This is a genomic window from Bacillus sp. K2I17, assembly GCF_002209985.1.
Lineage (GTDB): Bacteria > Bacillota > Bacilli > Bacillales > Bacillaceae_G > Bacillus_A > Bacillus_A wiedmannii.
In genome coordinates this window covers 189,772-211,784 of the sequence record NZ_NJGF01000003.1, presented here as the reverse complement: position 1 = coordinate 211,784, position 22,013 = coordinate 189,772, and the positions used below count along the sequence as shown (strand labels likewise).

29 protein-coding genes are annotated in these 22,013 nt (G+C 35.8%); 12 read left to right on the top strand and 17 right to left on the bottom strand.

The window, feature by feature from the left end; translation table 11 throughout:
• The first annotated feature begins 9 nt into the window (after window positions 1–9).
• A complete protein-coding gene (locus tag CER22_RS06305) occupies window positions 10–297 on the top strand; it encodes an RNA polymerase alpha subunit C-terminal domain-containing protein (protein ID WP_060489297.1) in 288 nt (95 codons plus the stop codon).
• A gap of 81 nt (window positions 298–378) precedes the next feature.
• Here CER22_RS06305 and gerPF read toward each other — a convergent pair whose 3' ends face one another.
• The 7 genes from gerPF to CER22_RS06270 form a co-directional block, all read right to left on the bottom strand.
• Entirely contained in the window at window positions 379–594 is a 216-nt protein-coding gene (gerPF, locus tag CER22_RS06300; protein ID WP_001141566.1) for a spore germination protein GerPF, read from the bottom strand.
• 42 nt (window positions 595–636) lie between these two features.
• Window positions 637–1,023 carry a spore germination protein GerPE gene (locus CER22_RS06295; RefSeq protein ID WP_000902337.1) on the bottom strand — a complete coding sequence of 129 codons (387 nt, stop codon included), beginning with the start codon at window positions 1,021–1,023 and terminating at the stop codon, window positions 637–639.
• Window positions 1,024–1,038: 15 nt separating this feature from the next.
• A complete protein-coding gene (gene gerPD / locus CER22_RS06290) occupies window positions 1,039–1,233 on the bottom strand; it encodes a spore germination protein GerPD (RefSeq protein ID WP_001052804.1) in 195 nt (64 codons plus the stop codon).
• A gap of 6 nt (window positions 1,234–1,239) precedes the next feature.
• On the bottom strand, window positions 1,240–1,854 hold the full coding sequence (gene gerPC / locus CER22_RS06285) for a spore germination protein GerPC (protein WP_088608382.1): 615 nt from the start codon (window positions 1,852–1,854) through the stop codon (window positions 1,240–1,242).
• 68 nt (window positions 1,855–1,922) lie between these two features.
• Window positions 1,923–2,129 (bottom strand): spore germination protein GerPB, encoded by a 207-nt coding sequence (gene gerPB / locus CER22_RS06280; RefSeq protein ID WP_001012513.1) that lies wholly within the window; start codon window positions 2,127–2,129, stop codon window positions 1,923–1,925.
• 14 nt (window positions 2,130–2,143) lie between these two features.
• Entirely contained in the window at window positions 2,144–2,365 is a 222-nt protein-coding gene (gene gerPA / locus CER22_RS06275) for a spore germination protein GerPA (protein ID WP_001111187.1), read from the bottom strand.
• A gap of 93 nt (window positions 2,366–2,458) precedes the next feature.
• Window positions 2,459–2,638: an aspartyl-phosphate phosphatase Spo0E family protein gene (locus CER22_RS06270; protein WP_046958324.1), complete on the bottom strand. Its 180-nt coding sequence runs from the start codon at window positions 2,636–2,638 to the stop codon at window positions 2,459–2,461.
• Between the two features lie 246 nt (window positions 2,639–2,884).
• Here CER22_RS06270 and CER22_RS06265 point away from each other — a divergent pair, with 246 nt between their 5' ends.
• Window positions 2,885–3,784, top strand: a complete 900-nt coding sequence (locus tag CER22_RS06265; RefSeq protein ID WP_001241717.1) for a fumarylacetoacetate hydrolase family protein — start codon at window positions 2,885–2,887, stop codon at window positions 3,782–3,784.
• A 35-nt stretch (window positions 3,785–3,819) separates the two neighbouring features.
• Here CER22_RS06265 and CER22_RS06260 read toward each other — a convergent pair whose 3' ends face one another.
• Window positions 3,820–4,104: a hypothetical protein gene (locus CER22_RS06260; protein ID WP_046958323.1), complete on the bottom strand. Its 285-nt coding sequence runs from the start codon at window positions 4,102–4,104 to the stop codon at window positions 3,820–3,822.
• Between the two features lie 104 nt (window positions 4,105–4,208).
• Entirely contained in the window at window positions 4,209–5,399 is a 1,191-nt protein-coding gene (gene rocD / locus CER22_RS06255) for an ornithine aminotransferase (RefSeq protein WP_088608381.1), read from the bottom strand.
• A gap of 150 nt (window positions 5,400–5,549) precedes the next feature.
• Here rocD and CER22_RS06250 point away from each other — a divergent pair, with 150 nt between their 5' ends.
• Window positions 5,550–5,915, top strand: a complete 366-nt coding sequence (locus CER22_RS06250) for a YisL family protein (protein ID WP_087984725.1) — start codon at window positions 5,550–5,552, stop codon at window positions 5,913–5,915.
• Between the two features lie 59 nt (window positions 5,916–5,974).
• Here the strand turns inward: CER22_RS06250 and CER22_RS06245 are convergent, their stop codons facing one another.
• Window positions 5,975–6,529, bottom strand: coding sequence for a DUF2777 domain-containing protein (locus CER22_RS06245; protein WP_048559584.1), 555 nt, complete (start codon window positions 6,527–6,529; stop codon window positions 5,975–5,977).
• A 239-nt stretch (window positions 6,530–6,768) separates the two neighbouring features.
• Between CER22_RS06245 and asnB the strand changes: the two genes are divergently transcribed.
• The 3 genes from asnB to katB all read left to right on the top strand — a co-directional run bounded on the left by asnB (window position 6,769) and on the right by katB (window position 11,289).
• A complete protein-coding gene (gene asnB, locus CER22_RS06240) occupies window positions 6,769–8,616 on the top strand; it encodes an asparagine synthase (glutamine-hydrolyzing) (protein WP_088608380.1) in 1,848 nt (615 codons plus the stop codon).
• A 188-nt stretch (window positions 8,617–8,804) separates the two neighbouring features.
• Window positions 8,805–9,764, top strand: coding sequence for a ferrochelatase (hemH, locus tag CER22_RS06235; protein WP_088608379.1), 960 nt, complete (start codon window positions 8,805–8,807; stop codon window positions 9,762–9,764).
• Between the two features lie 58 nt (window positions 9,765–9,822).
• Complete coding sequence (katB, locus tag CER22_RS06230) at window positions 9,823–11,289, top strand: catalase KatB (RefSeq protein ID WP_088608378.1); 1,467 nt, start codon at window positions 9,823–9,825, stop codon at window positions 11,287–11,289.
• A gap of 276 nt (window positions 11,290–11,565) precedes the next feature.
• On the opposite strand, the gene CER22_RS06225 is transcribed toward katB, so the two are convergent.
• Window positions 11,566–12,798, bottom strand: coding sequence for an ammonium transporter (locus tag CER22_RS06225; RefSeq protein WP_088608377.1), 1,233 nt, complete (start codon window positions 12,796–12,798; stop codon window positions 11,566–11,568).
• A gap of 213 nt (window positions 12,799–13,011) precedes the next feature.
• On the opposite strand from CER22_RS06225, the gene CER22_RS06215 reads away from it, so the two are divergent.
• The 3 genes from CER22_RS06215 (at window position 13,012) to CER22_RS06205 (ending at window position 15,685) form a co-directional block, all read left to right on the top strand.
• Window positions 13,012–14,313, top strand: a complete 1,302-nt coding sequence (locus CER22_RS06215) for an alpha-amylase family glycosyl hydrolase (protein ID WP_088608375.1) — start codon at window positions 13,012–13,014, stop codon at window positions 14,311–14,313.
• A gap of 44 nt (window positions 14,314–14,357) precedes the next feature.
• Window positions 14,358–14,585, top strand: coding sequence for a hypothetical protein (locus CER22_RS06210; RefSeq protein WP_060490094.1), 228 nt, complete (start codon window positions 14,358–14,360; stop codon window positions 14,583–14,585).
• Between the two features lie 212 nt (window positions 14,586–14,797).
• A complete protein-coding gene (locus tag CER22_RS06205) occupies window positions 14,798–15,685 on the top strand; it encodes a helix-turn-helix domain-containing protein (protein WP_088608374.1) in 888 nt (295 codons plus the stop codon).
• Window positions 15,686–16,214: 529 nt separating this feature from the next.
• Here CER22_RS06205 and CER22_RS06200 read toward each other — a convergent pair.
• Entirely contained in the window at window positions 16,215–16,706 is a 492-nt protein-coding gene (locus tag CER22_RS06200) for a YajQ family cyclic di-GMP-binding protein (protein ID WP_001040146.1), read from the bottom strand.
• 239 nt (window positions 16,707–16,945) lie between these two features.
• Here CER22_RS06200 and CER22_RS06195 point away from each other — a divergent pair, with 239 nt between their 5' ends.
• The gene (locus CER22_RS06195) at window positions 16,946–17,800 is read left to right on the top strand and encodes a CvfB family protein (protein ID WP_064056836.1); all 855 of its coding nucleotides are present in this window, start codon (window positions 16,946–16,948) and stop codon (window positions 17,798–17,800) included.
• 52 nt (window positions 17,801–17,852) lie between these two features.
• Here CER22_RS06195 and prsA read toward each other — a convergent pair whose 3' ends face one another.
• Both prsA and CER22_RS06185 read right to left on the bottom strand, forming a co-directional pair.
• Window positions 17,853–18,710, bottom strand: a complete 858-nt coding sequence (gene prsA, locus CER22_RS06190; RefSeq protein WP_060489315.1) for a peptidylprolyl isomerase PrsA — start codon at window positions 18,708–18,710, stop codon at window positions 17,853–17,855.
• Between the two features lie 130 nt (window positions 18,711–18,840).
• Window positions 18,841–18,972, bottom strand: coding sequence for a DUF3941 domain-containing protein (locus CER22_RS06185; protein ID WP_001120851.1), 132 nt, complete (start codon window positions 18,970–18,972; stop codon window positions 18,841–18,843).
• 100 nt (window positions 18,973–19,072) lie between these two features.
• Between CER22_RS06185 and CER22_RS06180 the strand changes: the two genes are divergently transcribed.
• A complete protein-coding gene (locus CER22_RS06180) occupies window positions 19,073–19,930 on the top strand; it encodes a YitT family protein (protein ID WP_060489317.1) in 858 nt (285 codons plus the stop codon).
• A gap of 25 nt (window positions 19,931–19,955) precedes the next feature.
• Here CER22_RS06180 and CER22_RS06175 read toward each other — a convergent pair whose 3' ends face one another.
• The 3 genes from CER22_RS06175 to CER22_RS06165 form a co-directional block, all read right to left on the bottom strand.
• On the bottom strand, window positions 19,956–20,153 hold the full coding sequence (locus CER22_RS06175) for a DUF3813 domain-containing protein (protein WP_046957006.1): 198 nt from the start codon (window positions 20,151–20,153) through the stop codon (window positions 19,956–19,958).
• Window positions 20,154–20,294, bottom strand: a complete 141-nt coding sequence (locus CER22_RS06170; protein WP_000516816.1) for a hypothetical protein — start codon at window positions 20,292–20,294, stop codon at window positions 20,154–20,156.
• 105 nt (window positions 20,295–20,399) lie between these two features.
• Window positions 20,400–21,209 (bottom strand): Cof-type HAD-IIB family hydrolase, encoded by an 810-nt coding sequence (locus tag CER22_RS06165; protein ID WP_048545178.1) that lies wholly within the window; start codon window positions 21,207–21,209, stop codon window positions 20,400–20,402.
• A gap of 491 nt (window positions 21,210–21,700) precedes the next feature.
• Here CER22_RS06165 and CER22_RS06155 point away from each other — a divergent pair, with 491 nt between their 5' ends.
• Window positions 21,701–21,880 (top strand): YjzC family protein, encoded by a 180-nt coding sequence (locus tag CER22_RS06155; protein ID WP_000531420.1) that lies wholly within the window; start codon window positions 21,701–21,703, stop codon window positions 21,878–21,880.
• Window positions 21,881–22,013 lie beyond the last annotated feature (133 nt).

Below are 22,013 nucleotides of genomic sequence, written 5' to 3'. Positions count from 1 at the left end.
GGCTTGAAAATGACAACGGAAAAAACGTTAAGAACATGTGAAAAAGGACATGAATATTATAAAAGTAGCGATTGTCCAACTTGCCCAACCTGTGAGAAAGAAAAGAAACCAAAAACAGGATTTCTTTCACTTCTTTCATCACCAGCACGAAATGCGCTGCAACACCATGGAATTCACACGATAGAAGAACTCTCAAAGTATAGTGAAAAAGAAATTTTAAAACTACATGGTATGGGACCTGCGTCTATGCCGAAGCTTAGAAATGCTTTGGAGGAGAAGGGGTTATCATTTAAATAAAATGAAACAGTAAACAGTGGAGTTTTTGATAATATTGAATGAGGTAAAAGAAAAAAGTAGGAGATATTCTCCTACTTTTTTTTACGCTGTTCCAATTTGATCTTGATCAGCCACATCAGAATCAAACGTATTTGTTGCACTAACACCGTTAAACGTATTCACGACAAATCCAACATTGGAAGCTCCGGAACCATTATAAGCTTTCGTATTTTCTTTCGGAGACACGTTATAAAAATCCCCTAAATTAAAAGAACCATTACTGTTTTGAACGACGAGATTTCCAACAACAGAAGGCATACCATCCACCTACTTTACTAAGCTTTTTAATTACTATATGAATTATTGTGCGGAAGGTTCATCCGTAATATATTGGCGGATTTGCATAATACGAGAGTTATTAAAAACATAATCAACATTTCCAATTTGAAAGCAACCAGAATTTAAAAGTGTTCGCAATTCAACATTGTTTACTTCAATAAAAGGGCATTCATTTACAATGTTTAATTTTACATCTGTCGTTCGTTTTGGGATTGTGATGTGTTCATCTGTAAAGATTTCAAATGCGTCTAAGCGGCCTTCGTCTTTTATATAACAAGGAATTTCCCTATGGACGGCAAGAGCTCTACTTTTTAATTCCATTTGATTGGCATCTCCAACTTGAAATACGGCACTAATCCCTAAAGAAATAATAGAAACATTTTGGACAACAGACACATGATGTAACATAGTTTCTCAGTCTCCTTAACCTGGAGTAGGAGGGACATCTGTGACTAATGGTACAAATGGACCCTCTGTAACAGTTTCAAATGGTGTATCAAGAATAGAAGATAGTATGAGGAAATTTGCATCCCCAATTAAAAAGAGTGCGGACGACGATACACCGTTCATTTTAATTTGGCCGACTTTTAATTCGCGATTTACAACGTTAAGATTCATACATACTTACTCCTTTCGGAAATTGCCCGGTATGTGTTGAATAAAAGAGAGGAAAGCTTTGTCGATATCATGTTTCATTGCTTGAATAATGATATCTCGTAAATAATCTGGATCTGTTGAAATCCCTTCATAGGATTGCGTTTGTGATAAATAATAAGGAAGTCTATGCTCCATCTGTTTTTTTATGTCATCAACCATCATTTGTCGATACATTTCATCGAGCGGCGTTCTCTCTTCTTGTTCAAAATGGAGAATTCGATTATATGCTTCTTCATCTAAGTAACGATGCATTTCTTGAAGGATGCCTTGGTAAAAATCTGGGTTTGTATCTGTTTCAGGATTTACTTTTAATGTTTCTGTATCCACTTGGAAATCTTCAATTTGCTGTCCTTTTGCTGAAAACGGATTTAAACCGATATTTAAAGTACCATTTAAATTTTCTACTTTTAATTGATCGAATTTGTATTCCACTTTTCCTACAGAAGAGGAGGGGCGATTTTTTAATTCGTTAAGCTCTTCTTGGAGTTGGCGAACTTGATCTTCTAGGTTAAGGATGGCTGCTTGTTGTGCTTGAAGAGCTTGTTGAAGTTGGTGTAAGTAAGTATATATATCTTGATTCATTTTGTGAAACCTCCTTTTCAGTAGGGAGGGTAAAAATATTCCTGCTATATATTTATGACAAGGATGTCTTAAGAAGAACTAGTTGATGGTTTGATAGAAATAATTTGTCCTTTCGCCTGCAATGGGCGAAGGGGCTCTGTAAATCCACCGCTATTTGAGAATTTAGATAGAGCTTTAATACTTCCTGCAGTACCAATTTGGAATACAGAAGAGGTTGTAATGCTATCAATTCTAATGCTATTAATGATGATGCTTTGGTTTACATAAAAATTCAATGCAATCGCCTCCTCTAAGTTGAACCAATTATCGCTTGATCAATTACATCTGAATCATTGACAGTCGTTGCGCTTTGATAATTGTAGACAGAAACGTTATCTCCAACATTAAAAGAGCCGGCCCCAGCAAAAGCGCGTGAATAACTAATAGGCCTAATCGCAAATACATCTCCAATATGAAAAATACCACTTGATCCAATATTGACGATACGAATATGTCCGACCATAGCTGGCATACAAAACACCTTTCGTTTTTTAAATTTTCTTTTCTACTATTGTATGGGCGTTTTCAATAAAATGTGTTTTTTTTTATAAAAGAAACACACACGTTATTGCGTGTGTGTATTGAGTGTTTGATTAGGGTAAAAATCCGTATGTACATGCCAAATTACATTTAAGAGCCTGTCCAGTTCTTGGCTACAATCCACTGTTTTTTGAGAAGTCATTCCGTAGCGTTCAGCAAAATAAATCATTTTTTCACGTTTTTTTTCAATCGCTTGCTCAAACATTGAAATCGGCTCCATCTCTAAATGAAATTTTTAGTATATATGTAGTACATATTATACAAAAAACCAATAAAAAAGAAACACCTTCGCTAAAAAAAGTAAAATTTCTACATTTTATGCCAAATATAAAGGAGTAACGAATAGAATATGAGAAGAATATTGTAAAAATTAGCGTGCATGAGAAGGTTTTTTTCTGACGGATGCGAATACAATTAAAGGTCATGAGTTTTAGGATGGAGAGTGGAAATATTGCGTTTGGTAACGGCGAAAAAAGATGAAAAGGTATTTGTAGGTATTGTGGATGAAGAGGAAGAGAAGGTATTGCATGTAAGAGAAGCGCAAAGACAAAAAGGGGAAAAGGTTACGATTCCGATTACAATGTTAGAGTGTATTGAAAGAGGAACCGAATGCTTTGAAAAAATATGTGATATTGTAAATTGGGCGAAGGAAAATGAAGGGGCGGCGTATTATCCGTTAACTGAGGTGAAAATATTAGCACCAATTCCAAGGCCAAGGAAGAATATTCTTTGCGTTGGAAAGAACTATCGTGAGCATGCGATAGAAATGGGCGGAGTAGAGTCAATTCCGGAAAATATAATGATCTTTACGAAAGCGCCAACGACAGTTATTGGAATGAATGAAAAAATTAATAGTCATCCCCACGCAACGAATGAACTAGACTATGAAGGAGAACTAGCTATCATCATTGGTAAGCGAGGGAAACAAATAAAAAAAGAAAAAGCGCTTGAGCATGTTTTTGGTTATACCATTATAAATGATATAACTGCTCGCGACATTCAAAGGAAGCATAAACAATTTTTTCTTGGAAAAAGTTTCGATACATTTTGTCCGATGGGACCGTATCTAATTCATAAATCAATGGTTGAAACGCCAAATGCGTTACACATTGAAACAATAGTAAATGGGGAAGTAAGACAAACTTCAAATACAAATAAAATGATTTTTTCAATAGAAGAAATCATTTCAACGATAAGTAAAGGAATGACGTTAGAGCCAGGCGATATTATCGCAACAGGAACGCCGGCTGGTGTCGGAAAAGGTTTCACACCACCGAAGTTTTTGCATGCGGGTGATGAAGTGGTCATTACAGTAGAAGGAATTGGTACTTTGCGAAATGTAGTGAAATGAAGAAAAGGGCTATCTTATTAATAGATAGCTCTTTTTTATGGCCATGGGTTATTGAAAAAATCTAAAATAGCAAAAATATATAATCCGATGAGTATTAACGTACAAATCCCGATTAGCATAACGGCAAGAGAACTTCTTTCGCGGCCAAAACCGATAGCTGTAAGGAAAACAGCAGCCCAAAATGAGATTTTAAGTAGCATGAATGTATGAGGTGTTGAGTAGTACCTGAGTAACGTTATAGATAATAGGAATCCGATGAATGTAATGGAAATGAGAATAGTAGCTAAATAGTTAATATGTTTGCCGTATTTCAAAAGCATACAATTACCCCCTGTAAAATAAACTGAATATTCAATCTAAATTTACAGTAAACTACTAAAAAAATAAAGAGGTTGTCCCAACATGTAGGATAACCTCTTTATTATTATGATAATACCGCTTTAATTTTTTGGAACGCCCACTCTAAATCTTCTTCAGAGATTACTAGCGGTGGTGCGATACGAATTACATTTTCGTGTGTTTCTTTACATAATAGACCAGCTGCTTTTAATTGTTCGCAGTAAGGACGAGCTGGCTCGTTTAATTCGATACCGATGAATAAGCCTTTACCACGAATGTCAGTAATCATTGAGTTATCAATTTCTTTTAATTGCCCAACTAATTTTTCGCCTAATTGAAGAGAACGCTCTGTTAATTTTTCTTCTTCTAACACTTCAAGAGCCGCGATAGAAACAGCACATGCAAGTGGGTTACCACCGAATGTAGAACCGTGAGAACCTGGCTCGAATACGCCTAAAATGTCGCGGTTTGCTGCTACGCAAGAGATTGGGAATACGCCGCCGCCAAGTGCTTTACCAAGTATGTACATGTCAGGAGTTACACCGTCCCAGTCACAAGCAAATACTTTACCAGTACGGCCTAAGCCAGTTTGGATTTCATCTGCTACGAATAAAACGTTTTCTTTTTTACATACTTCAAGAGCTTCTTTTAAGAAACCAGCTGGTGGGATGTTAATTCCTGCCTCACCTTGGATAGGCTCTAAAATGAATGCAGCTGTGTTTGGTGTAATAGCAGCTTTTAACGCTTCTAAATCACCGTAAGGAATTACGATAATGCCAGGAAGCATTGGACCGAATCCACGCTTGTACTCTTCGTTCGAAGACATAGAAACAGCACCCATTGTACGGCCGTGGAAGTTATCTTCACAAACGATAATTTCAGCACGGTTTGCTTCTACTTTCTTCACATCATAAGCCCAGCGGCGAGCTGTTTTAATTGCAGTTTCAACAGCTTCTGCACCTGTATTCATTGGAAGTACCATTTCTTTATTAGTTAGTTTCGCAACTTTTTCGTACCAAGGACCTAATTGATCGCTATGGAAAGCACGAGAAGTTAACGTAACACGATTAGCTTGGTCAATTAAAGCGTTAATAATTTTTGGGTGACGATGACCTTGGTTTACTGCAGAATATGCACTTAATAAGTCCATATAGCGATTTCCTTCAGGATCTTCTACCCAAACGCCTTCTGCTTTAGAGATAACGATCGGAAGTGGGTGATAGTTATTTGCTCCGTATGTGTCTGTAAGTTCGATAATATCCTTAGTTTGAATCATGATTGTTCCCCCTTTTGTTATTACAAGAAGTTTGTAAATACTCTAAATATTATATCATTTAAATGTAAAAAAGCGAAACATTTCCTGAAAATAAATGAACATGTTATCATATAGAGTGAAAAAGTGTGAAAAGAGGAGGTAGGGGATACGATGGTACATATGCATATTACAGCATGGGCGTTAGGTTTAATTTTATTCTTCGTTGCGTATTCACTTTATTCAGCAGGAAGAAAAGGTAAAGGTGTACATATGGGGCTTCGTCTTATGTACATTATCATTATTGTGACAGGTTTCATGTTGTACATGGGTATTATGAAGACTGCAACAAGTAACGTGCACATGTGGTATGGTTTAAAAATGGTAGCTGGTATTTTAGTTATCGCTGGAATGGAAATGGTTCTTGTGAAAATGAGCAAGAACAAGGCAACAGGGGCATTTTGGGGATTATTTGTTATCGCGCTTGTAGCGGTATTTTACCTTGGACTGAAATTACCGATTGGCTGGCAAGTATTCTAATAAAAAATAAAACCACCTTATAATCTCAAAGACTTGGGAGATAAGGTGGTTTTTTTACTTTATGTTGCATCGATATGCAACTCTTCTCCGTTTACTTTCGTAAAACGAAACATGTTTTTATTTGACGTAGCGTGACGAACAAAATGGTGCTGCAATGTACAAATCATCTCTTCGTTATCAAACAAAAGAATATTTACTCCTTCGCATGCTTCCTCTTTCGGTAAGAAAGATAAATAATTATGACAATACATGCAATCATATAAAGAGTAATGAAGGGATTGCAATGATTCGGTTAATAATGTAAAGACAGAGTCAGGTAATTCCTCGAGCCATTCCGTATAGCTAAGAAGTAATTTTTTTCGAATTCGTATCATTTCTCCGTTTTGTAAATGGTGCTGTTCGTTGGCGATTTGTAATACATCTTGTTCATAGAAACGAGCTGGTAGCCAGTTGTTGTTATATAAAATCTCAAAGCCATCTTCGGCAATATCTTCTAATAAAAATGCTTCATCATTTTCATCATCAAAGAATACCCATTCATTGTTTATATATTCTACATTACCGACTGTATGAGCGCGAGGCTGGTTATATAAAATATGGTTACGTTGTATCATACACGATTTCTCCTTTATAAAAAGTAGTTATTTCTGTTATAGACAGTTCGTGCATTCTTTATAACTAGACACATCTAGACATAGGTGGGCATACAATAAAACACGTTTTACTGAGTGAAAAAGCTATTCCGTATGTGGATAGTAGATTATCGTCAAGTTTGTCATTTTTTTGATCCGCACCTCTAAGGTGTGGATTACTGCTTGTTTAGGAAAAGAAATAAGATGGAAGGATGATTCGTATGTGCGGGATTACAGGATGGGTGGATTATAAACGCTCATTAGAAGGAGAATGGGACGTCGTTACGAAGATGGCTGAGACGTTAGCAAAGCGTGGCCCGGATGATAATAAAGTTTGGATTAAAGGCAATGTCGCATTTGGGCATAAACGGTTAATCGTTGTTGATCCTGAGGGTGGTAAACAACCGATGACTTGTTTAAAAGATGAAACGAATTATGCAATTTGCTATAACGGTGAATTGTATAATACAGAAGATATTCGAAAGGAATTATTAAGAAGAGGATATACGTTCAAAGGTCATTCTGATACGGAGGTGCTATTAGCGTCGTATATTGAATGGAAAGAAGAATGTGTCGATCATTTAAACGGTATATATGCGTTTGCTGTATGGGATGAACAGAAAGAACAAGTATTTATTGCGCGAGATCGACTAGGTGTAAAACCGCTATTTTATAAATATGATAGTGGGCGATTACTATTTGGTTCAGAGTTAAAAGCGATATTAGCGCATCCAGATGTGAAAGCGGAAGTAACGTTAGAAGGGTTATCCGAAATATTCGGTCTTGGACCATCTAGAACACCTGGTCATGGCATTTATGCTGGTATAAAAGAATTACGTCCAGGGCATGCGATGACATTTTCAAAGAACGGTTTATGTATATGGAGATATTGGAATGTGGAAAGCAAAAAACATGAAGACTCCTTTGAAGAAACAGTAGAGAAAACACGCTTTTTATTACAAGATGCGATTACAAGGCAGCTCGTTTCTGATGTACCACTATGTACTTTTCTATCAGGTGGTGTAGATTCGAGCGCCATTACAGCGATTGCTGCGAAAGAATACGCAAGGTCAGGAAAAGGGCAATTACACACATACTCTGTTGATTATGAAGATAATGAAAAATACTTTAAAGCGAATGCGTTTCAGCCGAATTCAGATGCGCCATTTATTCATTTGATGACTGAGACGTTTCAAACAATCCATCATCGCTGCGTCATTTCAAATGAACAATTAGCACAGTATTTAACAGAAGCGGTACTCGTTCGTGATTTGCCTGGTATGGCAGATATCGATTCGTCATTATTATGGTTTTGCCGTGAAATTAAACAAGATTTTGTCGTCGGTTTATCTGGGGAATGTGCAGACGAAATATTTGGTGGTTATCCGTGGTTTTATAGAGAAGATGATTTGCAATCGAGTGCATTTCCGTGGATGCGCTCTACAGAAGCACGTGAACAACTGCTAAAGAAAGAATGGAGAAATAAATTAAACTTACAACAATATGTACAGCAGCGTTATGAAGAATCCATTCAAGAAGTTCCTGTTTTAGAGGGAGAAAGCCCAATTGAAGCAAAGAGACGACAATTATTTTACTTGAACATGGTATGGTTTATGACAACATTATTAGACAGAAAAGACCGTATGAGTATGGGGGCAAGCTTAGAAGTACGTGTTCCATTTGCGGATCACCGACTTGTCGAATATGCGTGGAATATTCCTTGGGAAATGAAAATGTATAAAAACCGCGAAAAAGGTCTATTGCGTAAGGCGTTAGAAGGATTACTTCCAAATGATATCTTATATAGAAAGAAGAGCCCGTATCCGAAAACCCATAATCCGCATTATACAAAAGCGGTAACAGTATGGCTACAAGATTTATTAACAGATAAAGGCTCAATTTTGCATGAACTATTTGATAAAGAACAGCTGAGTGGATTAATTGAGTCAGGTGGCAGTGCATTTCAATCCCCTTGGTTCGGTCAATTAATGACTGGTCCGCAGCTTTTAGCTCATTTAGCGCAAATTCATGTTTGGTTTAAAGAGTATGGGATAAATATTAAAGAATAGAAGAAAAGCGACTTGCATAAAAGTAAGTCGCTTTTCTATTAAATAAATTGTCATATAAAATTCAAAATCATATTAGAAATAATACTTATTTAGAATAATTATTTTGACGTACTTATTATTAGTTGTTATAATTGGAAACAAATGTTCTTGAAAAAGATTCTCATTTATAAAATTGAGGTGTTATATAGATGACAAAGAAAAAAATAGGTTTACTCGTAATGGCGTATGGAACGCCAGAATCATTAGATGATGTAGAAGCGTACTATACACATATTCGCCACGGGCATAAACCTTCAGAAGAAGCACTCCAAGACTTAATCAGACGCTATAAAGCGATTGGCGGAATTTCACCACTTGCAAAAATTACGAAAGAGCAAGCGCATAAATTAACAGATTCAATGAATAAAATATTTAAAGAGTATGAATTTACTTGTTACTTAGGATTAAAACATATAGCTCCATTTATAGAGGATGCAGTAGAAGAGATGAAGAAAGATGGAATTGAGCAGGCGATTAGTATCGTATTAGCACCGCATTATTCTACATTTAGCATTAAAGCATATAATGACCGTGCTATTCGTCTTTCGGAAGAAATTGGTGGTCCTGTTATTGAACCGATTGAACAATGGTACGATGAACCGAAATTTATTTCGTATTGGACAGAGCAACTAAAAGAAACATTTACAAAGATTGAAGATAAAGAGAAAGCTGTCTTGATTTTTTCAGCACATAGTTTACCAGAGAAAATTATTGCAGCAGGAGACCCTTATGTGGAGCAATTGCAACATACAGCGGATTTAATTGCGGAGGCTGCCGATATTCCAAACTATACAACGGGTTGGCAAAGTGCTGGAAATACGCCTGACCCATGGATTGGTCCGGATGTGCAAGATTTAACGAGAGATTTATTTGAAAAGCATGGCTATGAATCTTTCGTATACTGTCCGGTTGGGTTTGTGGCAGAGCATTTAGAAGTTTTATATGACAATGATTACGAATGTAAAGTTGTAACTGATGAATTAAACGTGGCATATTTTAGACCGAATATGCCAAATTCACAATCTGTATTTATTGATTGCTTAGCTGAAATTGTTTCCAAAAAAATGAAGGAAATAGTTGACAAGAATCTAGTTTTAAATAATAATTAGTTTATAATAATTTTAAATAAACAATGATTACTAAAAGAGAAAGAGGAGGATCCCCTAGATGAATCCAAATAATCGCTTAACAACAAACCAAGGTGCTCCGGTTGGAGATAACCAAAATTCTCGTACAGCTGGTCGCCGTGGACCGGTATTATTAGAAGACTATCATTTAGTAGAAAAACTAGCTCACTTTGATCGTGAACGTATTCCAGAGCGTGTTGTGCATGCACGTGGTGCAGGTGCTCATGGTGTATTCGTAACGAAAAACAGCATGAAGCAATATACGAAGGCAGCATTTTTACAAAATGAAGGAACTGAAACGCCTGTATTTGTTCGTTTCTCAACGGTTATTCATGGTCAAGGTTCTCCGGAAACAGCTCGTGACCCACGTGGGTTCGCTGTTAAATTTTATACAGAAGAAGGAAATTACGATATCGTAGGTAACCATTTACCGGTCTTCTTCATTCGTGATGCAATTAAATTTCCTGATATGGTGCATTCTTTAAAACCAGCACCTGATACAAACATTCAAACGCCAGATCGTTACTGGGATTTCATGACGTTAAGCCCGGAATCTACACATATGATGACGTGGGTATTTTCTGATTACGGTACACCAGCAAGCTATCGTGAAATGGAAGGTTTCGGTGTTCACTCATTTAAATGGATTAATGCAGAAGGTAAAATCGTCTACATTAAATATCACTGGAAACCACAGCAAAGTGTACGTAACTTAAGTGCAGAAGAGGTGCAAGAAGTACAAGGAAAAGACTTCAACCATGCAACTCGTGACTTGTTCGATGCAATCGAAAAAGGAAATTATCCGAAGTGGGATTTACACGTACAAGTGATGCAACTAGATGAAACGGATTCTTTAGATTTCGATCCATTAGATCCGACGAAAGTATGGCCAGAAGATCGCTTCCCATTAATTGAAGTGGGGACGATGACGTTAAATCGTAATCCGAAAAATTTCTTTGCGGAAGTAGAGCAAGTGGCGTTCTCTCCAAGTGCAACTGTAAATGGTATTGAACCATCTGAAGATAAATTATTACAAGGTCGTTTATTCTCTTATCCAGATACACAGCGTTACCGTCTTGGTGCAAACTACTTACAAATTCCTGTAAACTGCCCATACGCAGCTGTTCACAACCAACAACGTGATGGTGCGATGCAAATCAATCAAAACCCATCTACAATTAACTACGAACCGAGCCGTCATGCTGAAAATCCAGTTGAAGACCCAACTTACCGCGATTCAACTATGAAAGTAGAAGGCTACGTATCTCGTGAAAAAATTGACAAACCAAATGATTTCAAACAAGCAGGTGAGCGTTACCGTTCATTCTCTAAAGAAGAGCAAGACAACTTAATTGCAAACTTAACAAATGACTTAAAAGACGTAAATGAGCGCACGAAATTACTAGCTGTTTGTAACTTCTTCCGTGCAGATCAAGAGTACGGTATGCGTTTAGCACAAGCGCTAAATGTTGATATTACGCAATATGTGGGGAATTCTCCGAAATAAGTAGGAAAAGACGACTGTTAAACGGTCGTCTTTTTTGTATGTATGTAAAGTTACGCCGGGGTATTTTTCAGTTTCGTCATGTCGGAATTTGTTGGTAAATGGATATATCGTGTCGAAACGTCGATATATTGAAATAATCGCTGATATATTTAAAAAATCGTCGATATATCCGAAGAATCGTTGATATATTCACCGGAATACTAGGTGGGGTATACTGCGCCGACAAGTACAATAAAAAGAGATGCAATCTACTACCAATAGATTGCATCTCTTTTTTTAGTTCACTCGCTCTGTGTACTCATAAGCTTTCTCTCCGTGCATCGAAATATCAAGTCCCATATGTTCTTCGTGTTCATCTACCCGAACAGGGAGAAAGAAGTTAATTGCTTTAATAATGGCGTACGTCATTATGATTGTGAATGCATATGTTGCGCCAATTGCTACCAGTTGTTTAAACAGTAAAGCAGCGTTTCCGTAAAATAATCCGTTAGCGCCATCAGCATTTACAGTAGTAGTTGCAAAGAGTCCTGTTGCAATACCGCCCCAAGTTCCGCCGATACCGTGGCATCCGAATGCATCGAGTGTATCGTCGTATCCGAATTTTGTTTTTAAGAAAAAGACTGCTCCGAAGCATAATACGCCGCCAATTGCTCCGATAAGAAGAGCGGAGAAAGGTGTAACGAACCCGCAAGCTGGTGTAATAGCGACTAAACCGGAAACTACACCGCAAGCAGCTCCCATCGCAGTCGGTTTTGATTGGAAGAACCATTCTGAAAGCATCCAAGTTAATGCGGATGCAGCTGCTGCTATATTTGTATTAATAAATGCGGTTAAAGCTACGTCGTTTAAAGATAATGCACTTCCGACGTTAAAACCGAACCAGCCGAACCATAGTAAGCCTGCGCCTAACATTGTAAATGGTAAATGGTGAGGAGAAGTACCGTTTATGTTTTTTCGTTTTCCGAGGAAAATAGCTAATACAAGGCCAGCCACGCCAGATGTAATATGAACGACGTTACCACCAGCGAAGTCTAATGCGCCGAGTTCTCTTAGCCATCCGCCAACGCCCCATACCCAATGAGCGACAGGATTGTAAACGATTGTTGTCCATAGAAGGATGAAAATAAGGAAAGCAGAAAATCGCATTCTTTCGGCGAATGCACCTGAAATTAAAGCGGGAGTTAAAATGGCGAACATGAGTTGGAACATCATAAATAAATTGTGAGGAATAGTAGATGAGTAGTCTGGATTTGGTGCGGAGGTAACTCCGTTTAAACCGAACCAATCGAGTGTACCGATAAGTCCGTTCCAATCTGGTCCGAATGATAAAGAATAGCCGATCACAATCCACTGAATCGAAACGATAGCCATTGCACTATAACTATGCATTGTCGTACTGAGTACGTTTTTACTGCGAACCATGCCCCCATAAAAAAGTGCCAATCCTGGTGTCATTAACATGACCATTACTGTCGTTACAAACATAAAAACCGTATCTCCTGTATTCATTCTCTCTCCTCCTATGATGTTAGAAAAAATAACATCGATTTGTTATGTTTCATATCATATTCGAAATGAAATGAAAAATCAACTAAAAATTCGGAAAACTTTATACTTCATGTTAGGGAATCTAACATGAAGTATTTTTGGGGGAATGAAATCAACGTATGTGATTCGTCCTGAAAATTGGTATAATATTCTTACAATTAAAAAACATGGGGGATGCGTGTGAGGAAAATACGGACTAGGAAATTATTTATTTGTTTTTGTTTAGCTGTCGTTTTGTTTGTGCCAATACATACGTTTGCAGATGAAAAAAGAGAGTGGCGAGACGAAGTCGTATATTCCATTATGATTGATCGCTTCAATAATGGAGAACCGAAAAATGACAAACAGTTAGAAGTTGGAAATTTAGAAGGATATCAGGGTGGAGATATAAGAGGGATTATGAAAAGACTGGATTACATAAAAGAAATGGGTTTTACCACTGTTATGCTTTCACCGTTTTTTGAAAGTGGAAAGTACGATGGGTTAGATGTACAAAATTTTCAAAAGGTAAATGAACATTTCGGAACAGAAAATGATGTGAAAGAACTTGTACAAGAAGCGCATGCAAAAGGGATGAAAGTTATATTCCAATTTCCGCTTGGAGAAAACGAACAACAAGTTATAGACGCGATGAAATGGTGGATCAAAGAAGTCGATTTAGATGGAAGTTATGTGATACATAGTGAAAAAAAGTCGCGTTCTTTCTGGGATGACGTGCAAAAAGATATGCAAGTGATAAAGAAAGATTTTCGTATTATGACAAAGGAAGATAGTGAATATAACGAAAAAATAGTAGAATCGTTTTCTAAAGTGGATGTATCGGTGAAACCTTTATATGATGTGAGTAAAAAAGAAGGGGAATTCGTTACATTTTTAGATAATCAAGATACAAAAAGGTTTGCCCGTATTGCAAAAGAGAATATGAATTATCCACCATCTCGTTTGAAACTAGCCCTTACATATTTATTAACATCACCAGGTATTCCGAATTTTTATTACGGGACTGAAATTGCATTAGATGGAGGGGATACCCCGGATAATAGACGATTAATGGATTTCAAATCAGATGAAAAATTTGTGCAGCACATAACGAAACTCGGTGAGCTTAGACAAGCGAGACCATCTTTACGCCATGGAACGTTTGAGCTTTTATACGATAAAGATGGAATGAGTGTACTGAAACGAAAGTATAAAGATGAAGTAACATTAGTAGCGATTAATAATACGAAAGAAACACAAAAAGTTGCTTTACCTGTAAGTGCAATTGGCGAACAACAAGAGTTAAGAGGATTGTTAGAAGATGAAATTATAAGAGAAGAAAACGGAAAGTTTTATCTTGTTTTAAAGCGTGAAGAATCAAATGTATATAAAGTTAACGGGGAAACAGGTGTGAATTGGCTATTTATCTCTTTAATCGTCGGTGTGAACGTATTGTTTATTGCTTTTTTAATTGCGGTTAAAAAGAGACGGAAATGAGTAGCGTTTTTTTAGTAGTTCTTCAGTTTAAGGTGGTGAGGTATTTGCGGAAAAAGAAGTGGTTCGCTCTATGCTTATGTGTTTTTATCGTATTCGTAAGTTTTTATTTTTGGGAAAAGCGTGATGAAGGGGAATTTGTTCGGTGGGGCGATAGTGTTCATTCTGTTGATACGGCAGTTCTGAAAAGAAACGATATAAAATACAAAATCGAAAATGATAAAGTATACATACCTAAAAAATCATTTGATAAAGCAATATGGTGTTGCTCTTAATAAATGCGAAATCTCGGTGGGACAGGCTAAGGAGAAAACTTTCTCCCTAGTCTGTTTTTCTGTGAAGTAAGACTCTCGCTTCGAAATGCAGCTGAGAAAAGAAATGAAAAGACCTTTAGAAAAACAATAATTGCAACTATATTGATTTTACATTACATTAAAGGGTGAAAAATATTCTGTTACTCATTGAGGGCTATATTTGAGGAGGAAAAATGGAATTTTACGATTTGGGTATTACCATTAAAGAACTTAGAATGAAAAAGAATATATCACAATCTGAATTGTGTCATGGAATATGTTCGCAAAGTCAAATTAGCAAAATAGAAAAAGGTATGATTTATCCATCTAGCATATTGTTATATCAATTATCTGAAAGACTTGGTATTGATTCAAATAATATTTTCGCACTAACGCAAAATAAAAAACTAAAATATGTAGAAAATGTAAAATATGTAATGAGAGATTGTACAAAACAAAAACAATATAATGAACTTTACGAAATAGTGAAACAAGAGAAAAACGAAAATAATTTCCAGTTAAAAGAAGATAAACAATTTCTAATATGGCATGAAGCCATTGCTATATTTCATGTAAATAAATCAATAAAAACTGCTTTAAATCTTTTAAATAGTGCACTAAAACTAACTGTAACGAATGTTGATTTTTTATCAGAAAGAGAAATAGATATTATGCAGTCGATGGCTATATTTCATTGGGCAAATAAAGAGTATGAAAAGAGTATTACTATATTAAGAAGGTGTTTAACTAATTTTAATAAGTTAGATTTTCCTAGAGATAAAGAGATTAAATTAAAAATCATTTTTAATTTGGCGAAAATTTTAGGTCTTGCAAATCAACATGAAGAGGCAATAAAATACAATGATATGGGGATTAAATTAGCTATTAATCTAAATACTTTATATTTATTAGGCGAATTATATTATGGAAAAGCTTGGAACTTGCTAAAGTTAGAACAATATAATGAAGAAGATGTGGCTGACAACATGAAAAAAGCATTATTTATCTTTGAACTAACAGAAAAAGAAAATCTAATAAAAATGGTTAAAGAAAAATATTTTGAAAAACAAAATAAAAAATGATTCATAATTTCTGATGAATATCTTATTAATTTCTATAAAAAAAGGCACCTTACGGTGTCTTTTTTATAACTTATATCATCAATTATTACATTTTATAGGTTTCTTATACCAAGCTTTGTTGATGTATTTACACTTCGCAGGTGTTGAAGCTTTAGGTGTATCCTCGGGTGTAGTTATATTATTAGAACACCCTGCAATATATAGACAGAATGTAGTTAATAAAAAACATAGTATTAATTTCTTCAAATAACCACTTCTAACTCTTGTTTAATTAACATTTTTTCATAAAATAAATTCCTTACTAATTTTACATTACATGAAAGGGTGGAAAATATTCTTATACTCATAATTTGTTACATTTGAGTAGGGAGGGAGGTTTTGCGCCGATTATTAAAAGGACCTTCTTCATTTATGCATAATAATTAAATACTTATTCTAACTATCCGATTGCTCGTAATCTTAGACTTTGTAATATTTTCTCTACACGCTAAAAAGAAAAACACCCTCTACACAGAGGGTGTTTTTCTTTTTAGCGGTAGTTAATAAATTGTACGTCAATCGGTAAGTCAGCACTGCGAACTGCTGCGATAACTGCTTGTAAGTCATCACGGCTTTTCGCTGTAACACGTACTTGGTCATCTTGTACTTGTGTTTTTACTTTTAATTTCATTTCTTTAATGATGTTGTTAATTTTTTTCGCGTTATCTTTATCGATACCTTGTTGAAGTGTTGCGCGTTGGCGAACAGTGTTACCAGTCGCAGCTTCAACTTTTCCGTAATCCAAGTTTTTAATTGGAACGTTACGTTTTACAAGTTTAGAAATTAGAACGTCTTTTACTTGGTCTAATTTGAACTCATCATCAGAAGTTAAAACAAGTACTTCTTTTTCTAATTTAATATCACTTTTACTTCCTTTAAAGTCATATCGGTTTTGGATTTCTTTTAATGCGATGTTAATTGCGTTTGTTACTTCAGGTAATTCTACTTTCGAAACGATGTCAAAAGAACTATCTTTTGCCATAGTTAGCACCTCCAAATAAATTTCTAATCTTTTTATGTACTGTACATACTAAAGTATAGCTGAAAACGAGCCTAGACTTAAGTGTTTTCATACTTATATTTATGTAACCTCATTTTATTATAGTGAATTTTGGGCAGTTGGACAAATAAAGGAAAAATCGTGTTATAATTAACTTTTGTTTGGAATGATAAAAAATATAAAAAAGTTAATTTTATATATATAGAAGGGAATTAAAAAATATGTATTTACAATTAGGATCGATTGAACAGGTAACTGTTTTACGCGAAACGGAAATCGGCTATATGGTTGGGAATGAAGAAGAAGAAATCTTCTTACATAAAAACGAATTAGTTGGAGAAATTGCAGAAGGCGATACGATTGATGTATTCTTATACCTTGATCACCAAAATCGTATTTCAGCAACAATGAAGGAGCCGCTTATTACAACTTTTGATTGGAACTGGGTAAAGGTTGTAGAAGTTATTCCTAGTTTAGGTGTGTTTGTTAATATTGGTGTATCAAAAGATATACTAATCCCAGCTGATGAGTTCCCGATTTATATGCCAGTATGGCCAGAGGTTGGAGACGAATTATATTGTACGTTAAAATTAACGAATCGTGATCGCCTTATCGCTCTTCCCGCAAGAGACAGTGATATGCAAGAAATTATCGTAGATGCGACGCCATCTATGCGTAATAAAAACGTAAATGGACGTGTGTATCGTTCACTTCAAGTTGGTTCATTCATACTAACTGATGAGCATTTCCGTGCTTTCTTACACCATACTGAAAGAAAAGAACAAGTCCGCATCGGTGAACGTGTAACGGGCCGTATTATTGACGTGAAAGATGACGGTACAATTAATATTTCACTTCTTCCTCGTAAAGAAGAAGGAATGGAAGATGATGCTACTGTAATTTATGCATATATGGAAGAACGAGGCGGAGCAATGCCGTTTTGGGATAAGAGCCACCCAGAAGATATTAAAGAACGTTTCAACATGAGTAAAGCTGCGTTTAAGCGTGCGCTTGGTAAGTTGATGAAAGAAGAAAAGATTTACCAAGAAGAAGGTTGGACGTATTTTAAGAAGTAAATTAAATAAAAAGCACTGCCTTATTTTGCTGTAAAAATAAGGCGGTGCTTTTTTAATTCCCTTGCTCATGTGCAAGAGTAAACGTATCTTCCAAGTCACTATCATTTATTTTAATGTTTGCCTTTTTTAATTCCTTTTGTATTAACTTATGACTGAATGTAGGGTCGGCAATACGTTCTGCTTCTAAGTTTTTACGGATGGAGTCTTTCACTTCATCGTAAGGTTGTAAATCTTTTTTATCAGTTAATTTAATAATATGATAACCGTTTGGTGATTTAACGGGATTGCTAATTTGTCCGACTTTTAGTTTATAGGCAGCTGTTTCAAATTCAGGCGCCATTCTGCCTGAATTGAAGTATCCAAGGTCTCCACCTTTATCTTTTGATAGTAGATCTTGCGATTCTTGTTTTGCTAATTCTTCAAATGAAGCGCCAGCATCTAATTTTTTCTTTATTTCTTTCGCTTCATTTTCGTCACTTACTAAAATATGACTCGCTTTAATTTCTGGTTTATAGTGGTCTTTCACGTCTTTTTCTGTAACACTTTTCTTAATTGCTTCATTCATAGCAAGTTTGAACTTAATTTGATTTTTGAAATCAGCTTCATCTTTTAAACGATTGTTTTCGAGTACTGCTGTGAATTGATCTCCATATTGATTTTTCGCTTTTTGTACTTCTTTATCTACATCATCGTCAGATACTTTATATTTTTTCGTGATAACGTCTTGTGCCATCATTTCGTATAGCATGTCTTTTCCGTAACGATCTTTCAACTGTTTTTCGAAGTCGCTCTTCTTAATGGTTGAATCTGTTGCTGTAGCGACTGTAGCTGAGCTGTTTTTTTGTCCACAAGCAGCTAGCATTAATATACTTATTAGTGCAGTAATAATGAAAATGTGTTTCCCTCTCATGCCAACACCTCATCCGAATATGTTATCGCTATTGTAGAATATAGAAGTGAACATGAAGTGAATTTTTAATGTTTTTTCCCTGTAAAATGTAAAAAAAGTACATCAACAATATTGTTGATGTACGATGGGATCAAAGGTGATCAGTCTTTTTAGAATAGGCACGCTTACCTTGCTGAATATTTTTTTGTTCTTGCTCATTTTTTTGTGTGCGCTTTGCATTATTATCGCGTGCTTTTTTGTCGTTATCACTCGTATGTGGCATATGTATCAACTCCATTTCTAACCGTTGTACGTTTATCATTTCCTTTTTCGTAAAGACTATGTATAGCAGTGCATTCATGAATAATAAAGGTGGATTAGAAATGGATTTGAAGTTGAATTATACCGAACTTATAAAGAAGTTAATCGTTGTAATTGTCGCAGGTTTGTTAAACGCGATTGGAATGAATTTATTTTTAACGCCAGCGAAAGTGTACGCGAGTGGCTTTGCTGGATTGTCTCAATTGTTATCACAAATATTAGGGGACTTTTTATCTATTCACATATCAACGGGGGTATTGTTTAGTTTGTTTAATATTCCCGTCGTTATTTTAGCATGGAAAAAGGTTGGAAAGGCCTTTACTTTCTTTAGTTTTCTTTGCGTGATATTTATGACTTTGTTTCTAGAAATTATCCCGGTTAGAGCGGTTTCGAACGATATTATATTAAATGCGATTTTTGGTGGGATTATTTCAGCGATTGGGGTAGGGATTGCGTTGAAGTGGGGGGCTTCTACAGGTGGTTTAGATATTATCGCCATGATTTTATCAAAGATTAAAGATAAGCCTGTCGGTACGTATTTTTTCTTCTTTAATGCACTTATCATTATTGCGGCTGGCTATGTGTATGGATGGGAAAAAGCATTATATACTTTGGTGACTTTGTATGTGTCAACGCGAATTATTGATGCGATTCATACACGTCATGTGAAAATTACAGCACTAATTGTTACGAAGAATGGGACAGATGTACGAAAGGCGATTCATTCACGCTTAGTGAGGGGGATTACAACTATACCAGCAACAGGCGCTTATACAAATGAAAATAAGGAAATGTTAATGATTGTTATTACGCGTTATGAGTTATATGAATTAGAAAGGGTTATTAGGCAAGTGGACCCAGGTGCATTTACAAACGTATTACAGACGGTCGGAGTGTTTGGTTTGTTTCGAAAAGATTAAAGAGGACCAAAGCTGGTCCTCTTTTTTAATGTAAATTCGTAATATTTTGCAACTGCTCCTGCATTTCACGTAGCTGAACTTTTTCAGCTGTTGAAGAGTTTGCATAAGCAGAGTGCAAAGCGTTTTTTGCTCTATATACGAGATCTTGTTGCTCAGTACCGCTTGAACAAGTGACGGCATTTGCAACGGCATCTCTAGCTTGTTGGAATAGTAAGTTCCCCATTTAAACCCCTCCAAAAGAAGAGTTACTTCTCGCTTTTTCTGCCTCAGCTAATGTACCACGGTACGGGAATCTTGCATCATGCTTCATAACAGCATCGGCTCCTTGTTGGATAAAACGTTTTGATTTGTTCTTTTTACCCATTCGAAAAACCCCCTTTATTTAGCTGAAAACAATCGACGCGCTGACTTTTGCGTCTAATAATAGTATGAGCGTTTGACGAGAAACTATAAGCAGGGAATTTTTAGATTATAATCCAAGAACCTCTTCTAAATATAGCGCAATACCATCTTCTTCATTCGTTAATGTCGTATGATTTGCGAGTGATTTTAATTCAGGAATTGCATTACCCATTGCGATGCCGTGACCAGCAAATTCAATCATTTCAAAGTCGTTATCTTCATCACCGAAAGCGATAATTCGCTCTTGTGGAATGTTGTAATGACTAGAAATTTTTTGTAATCCGACAGCTTTATTTAACCCACTTTTCACGATTTCAATAATCGGCCAAGGTGCGCCCCATTTTCTATGGTCGATTACTTCAGCGTGCATATCAGTTAAATGTTGACGAATTGCACTGGAATGCTCGTCATGTGCGTCAATTAATAAGCAGGTTGGATGATCGTTTAAAATATTTAATAAGTCTCCTGTAAAAATCTTTGGAGAACCGAATTCGAAAATATGTTTTTTATCTTCATCAATTTCACGAACATACACATCGTCCATTACTTCAGCATATATATTTTTTACACCAAAATCAAAGCAAGCTCGGACAATTTCTTGGGCTGTTGCTAGCTCAAGGGGAGAGTGATGTGTTCCCCACTTTGAATCAAGAGGATGATGTACGTAAGCACCATTAAAGTTTACGATTGGTGTATTAAGACCGAGTTCTTTGTAGTAATCAAAACTAGCACGGAAGGGACGTCCCGTTGAAATAACGACAATATGTCCTTGCTCCTTTGCTTTTGCAATTGTATGTTTTGTTCGAGTGGAAATTATTTTGTTGTCTGTTAATAAAGTGCCGTCTAAGTCTAATGCGATTAAATGCTGTTTATTCATAATTTCACCTCTTATAATATTTTTTTGTTTCTATCTGTATTTCCGTTTTTAATATGCAGAAATAAGAGGTTAAACTGGGTGAGAACACCAAAGATGGAAAGTTCACTATATATCCATCTTACGTCGCAAAGTGCTGCGGTGTCTACTATTTCTCGCTGGAAATTAAGAAAAGTCAACGTCTTTTTAGAAAGTTCAAACAATGTTTCTTTCATTATGTACAAATTGTGAAAAGGGTTACATTGCTCGTATGATGAGGCTTATAATGAACATGTAATCTTCTCGTATATGTTTGACTCTCCTTTGAAGCTAGCCTATAGTAGGTTGGTTTCTTTTTTTTCTACAAATAGGAAAGAAATCCCTTCCTAAGCTTGTGTCATTCATGTATATGTACAAGAACGAAATGTAGTACTTGTTTCCTAAACATGACAGAAAAGCTTTCTTTTAAAATGGATATACTAATGAGGCAAAGACGTCATGGAAGGAGAATGGAAATGGGACAAAATCGCAGGTTTCGTTCTGGACAAAAAGCGCCAAACGATGGTATTTACGTAGAAATTGGTGAAACAGGAAGTATGGTAAAAGATCCGCAAATGGTGAAATTAACTGCGGGTGAAAAATTTCCAGATAACGCGAATCATAACCGTCAGTGGACATATAAAAGAAAACCGTAACAGGAGCCGCAATCATTATTGCGGCTTTTTTGTCGTTACGCATTGCGTATATTTTTTCAGTTGTATAATGAATGTTCCCTTTTTCTTTTTCCAATAATAAGTTTGAAAATACATAAGCAAAATTATTGTATAA

What these genes read in the sequence shown, in the direction of transcription:
- CER22_RS06305 (WP_060489297.1), top strand. Translation starts at nt 10, where the DNA reads ATGACAACGGAAAAAACGTTAAGAACATGTGAAAAAGGACATGAATAT.
- gerPF (WP_001141566.1), bottom strand. Translation starts at nt 594, where the DNA reads ATGCCTTCTGTTGTTGGAAATCTCGTCGTTCAAAACAGTAATGGTTCT.
- CER22_RS06295 (WP_000902337.1), bottom strand. Translation starts at nt 1,023, where the DNA reads ATGTTACATCATGTGTCTGTTGTCCAAAATGTTTCTATTATTTCTTTA.
- gerPD (WP_001052804.1), bottom strand. Translation starts at nt 1,233, where the DNA reads ATGAATCTTAACGTTGTAAATCGCGAATTAAAAGTCGGCCAAATTAAA.
- gerPC (WP_088608382.1), bottom strand. Translation starts at nt 1,854, where the DNA reads ATGAATCAAGATATATATACTTACTTACACCAACTTCAACAAGCTCTT.
- gerPA (WP_001111187.1), bottom strand. Translation starts at nt 2,365, where the DNA reads ATGCCAGCTATGGTCGGACATATTCGTATCGTCAATATTGGATCAAGT.
- CER22_RS06270 (WP_046958324.1), bottom strand. Translation starts at nt 2,638, where the DNA reads ATGTTTGAGCAAGCGATTGAAAAAAAACGTGAAAAAATGATTTATTTT.
- CER22_RS06260 (WP_046958323.1), bottom strand. Translation starts at nt 4,104, where the DNA reads ATGCTTTTGAAATACGGCAAACATATTAACTATTTAGCTACTATTCTC.
- rocD (WP_088608381.1), bottom strand. Translation starts at nt 5,399, where the DNA reads ATGATTCAAACTAAGGATATTATCGAACTTACAGACACATACGGAGCA.
- CER22_RS06250 (WP_087984725.1), top strand. Translation starts at nt 5,550, where the DNA reads ATGGTACATATGCATATTACAGCATGGGCGTTAGGTTTAATTTTATTC.
- CER22_RS06245 (WP_048559584.1), bottom strand. Translation starts at nt 6,529, where the DNA reads ATGATACAACGTAACCATATTTTATATAACCAGCCTCGCGCTCATACA.
- asnB (WP_088608380.1), top strand. Translation starts at nt 6,769, where the DNA reads ATGTGCGGGATTACAGGATGGGTGGATTATAAACGCTCATTAGAAGGA.
- hemH (WP_088608379.1), top strand. Translation starts at nt 8,805, where the DNA reads ATGACAAAGAAAAAAATAGGTTTACTCGTAATGGCGTATGGAACGCCA.
- katB (WP_088608378.1), top strand. Translation starts at nt 9,823, where the DNA reads ATGAATCCAAATAATCGCTTAACAACAAACCAAGGTGCTCCGGTTGGA.
- CER22_RS06225 (WP_088608377.1), bottom strand. Translation starts at nt 12,798, where the DNA reads ATGAATACAGGAGATACGGTTTTTATGTTTGTAACGACAGTAATGGTC.
- CER22_RS06215 (WP_088608375.1), top strand. Translation starts at nt 13,012, where the DNA reads ATGCGTGTGAGGAAAATACGGACTAGGAAATTATTTATTTGTTTTTGT.
- CER22_RS06205 (WP_088608374.1), top strand. Translation starts at nt 14,798, where the DNA reads ATGGAATTTTACGATTTGGGTATTACCATTAAAGAACTTAGAATGAAA.
- CER22_RS06200 (WP_001040146.1), bottom strand. Translation starts at nt 16,706, where the DNA reads ATGGCAAAAGATAGTTCTTTTGACATCGTTTCGAAAGTAGAATTACCT.
- CER22_RS06195 (WP_064056836.1), top strand. Translation starts at nt 16,946, where the DNA reads ATGTATTTACAATTAGGATCGATTGAACAGGTAACTGTTTTACGCGAA.
- prsA (WP_060489315.1), bottom strand. Translation starts at nt 18,710, where the DNA reads ATGAGAGGGAAACACATTTTCATTATTACTGCACTAATAAGTATATTA.
- CER22_RS06185 (WP_001120851.1), bottom strand. Translation starts at nt 18,972, where the DNA reads ATGCCACATACGAGTGATAACGACAAAAAAGCACGCGATAATAATGCA.
- CER22_RS06180 (WP_060489317.1), top strand. Translation starts at nt 19,073, where the DNA reads ATGGATTTGAAGTTGAATTATACCGAACTTATAAAGAAGTTAATCGTT.
- CER22_RS06175 (WP_046957006.1), bottom strand. Translation starts at nt 20,153, where the DNA reads ATGGGGAACTTACTATTCCAACAAGCTAGAGATGCCGTTGCAAATGCC.
- CER22_RS06170 (WP_000516816.1), bottom strand. Translation starts at nt 20,294, where the DNA reads ATGGGTAAAAAGAACAAATCAAAACGTTTTATCCAACAAGGAGCCGAT.
- CER22_RS06165 (WP_048545178.1), bottom strand. Translation starts at nt 21,209, where the DNA reads ATGAATAAACAGCATTTAATCGCATTAGACTTAGACGGCACTTTATTA.
- CER22_RS06155 (WP_000531420.1), top strand. Translation starts at nt 21,701, where the DNA reads ATGGGACAAAATCGCAGGTTTCGTTCTGGACAAAAAGCGCCAAACGAT.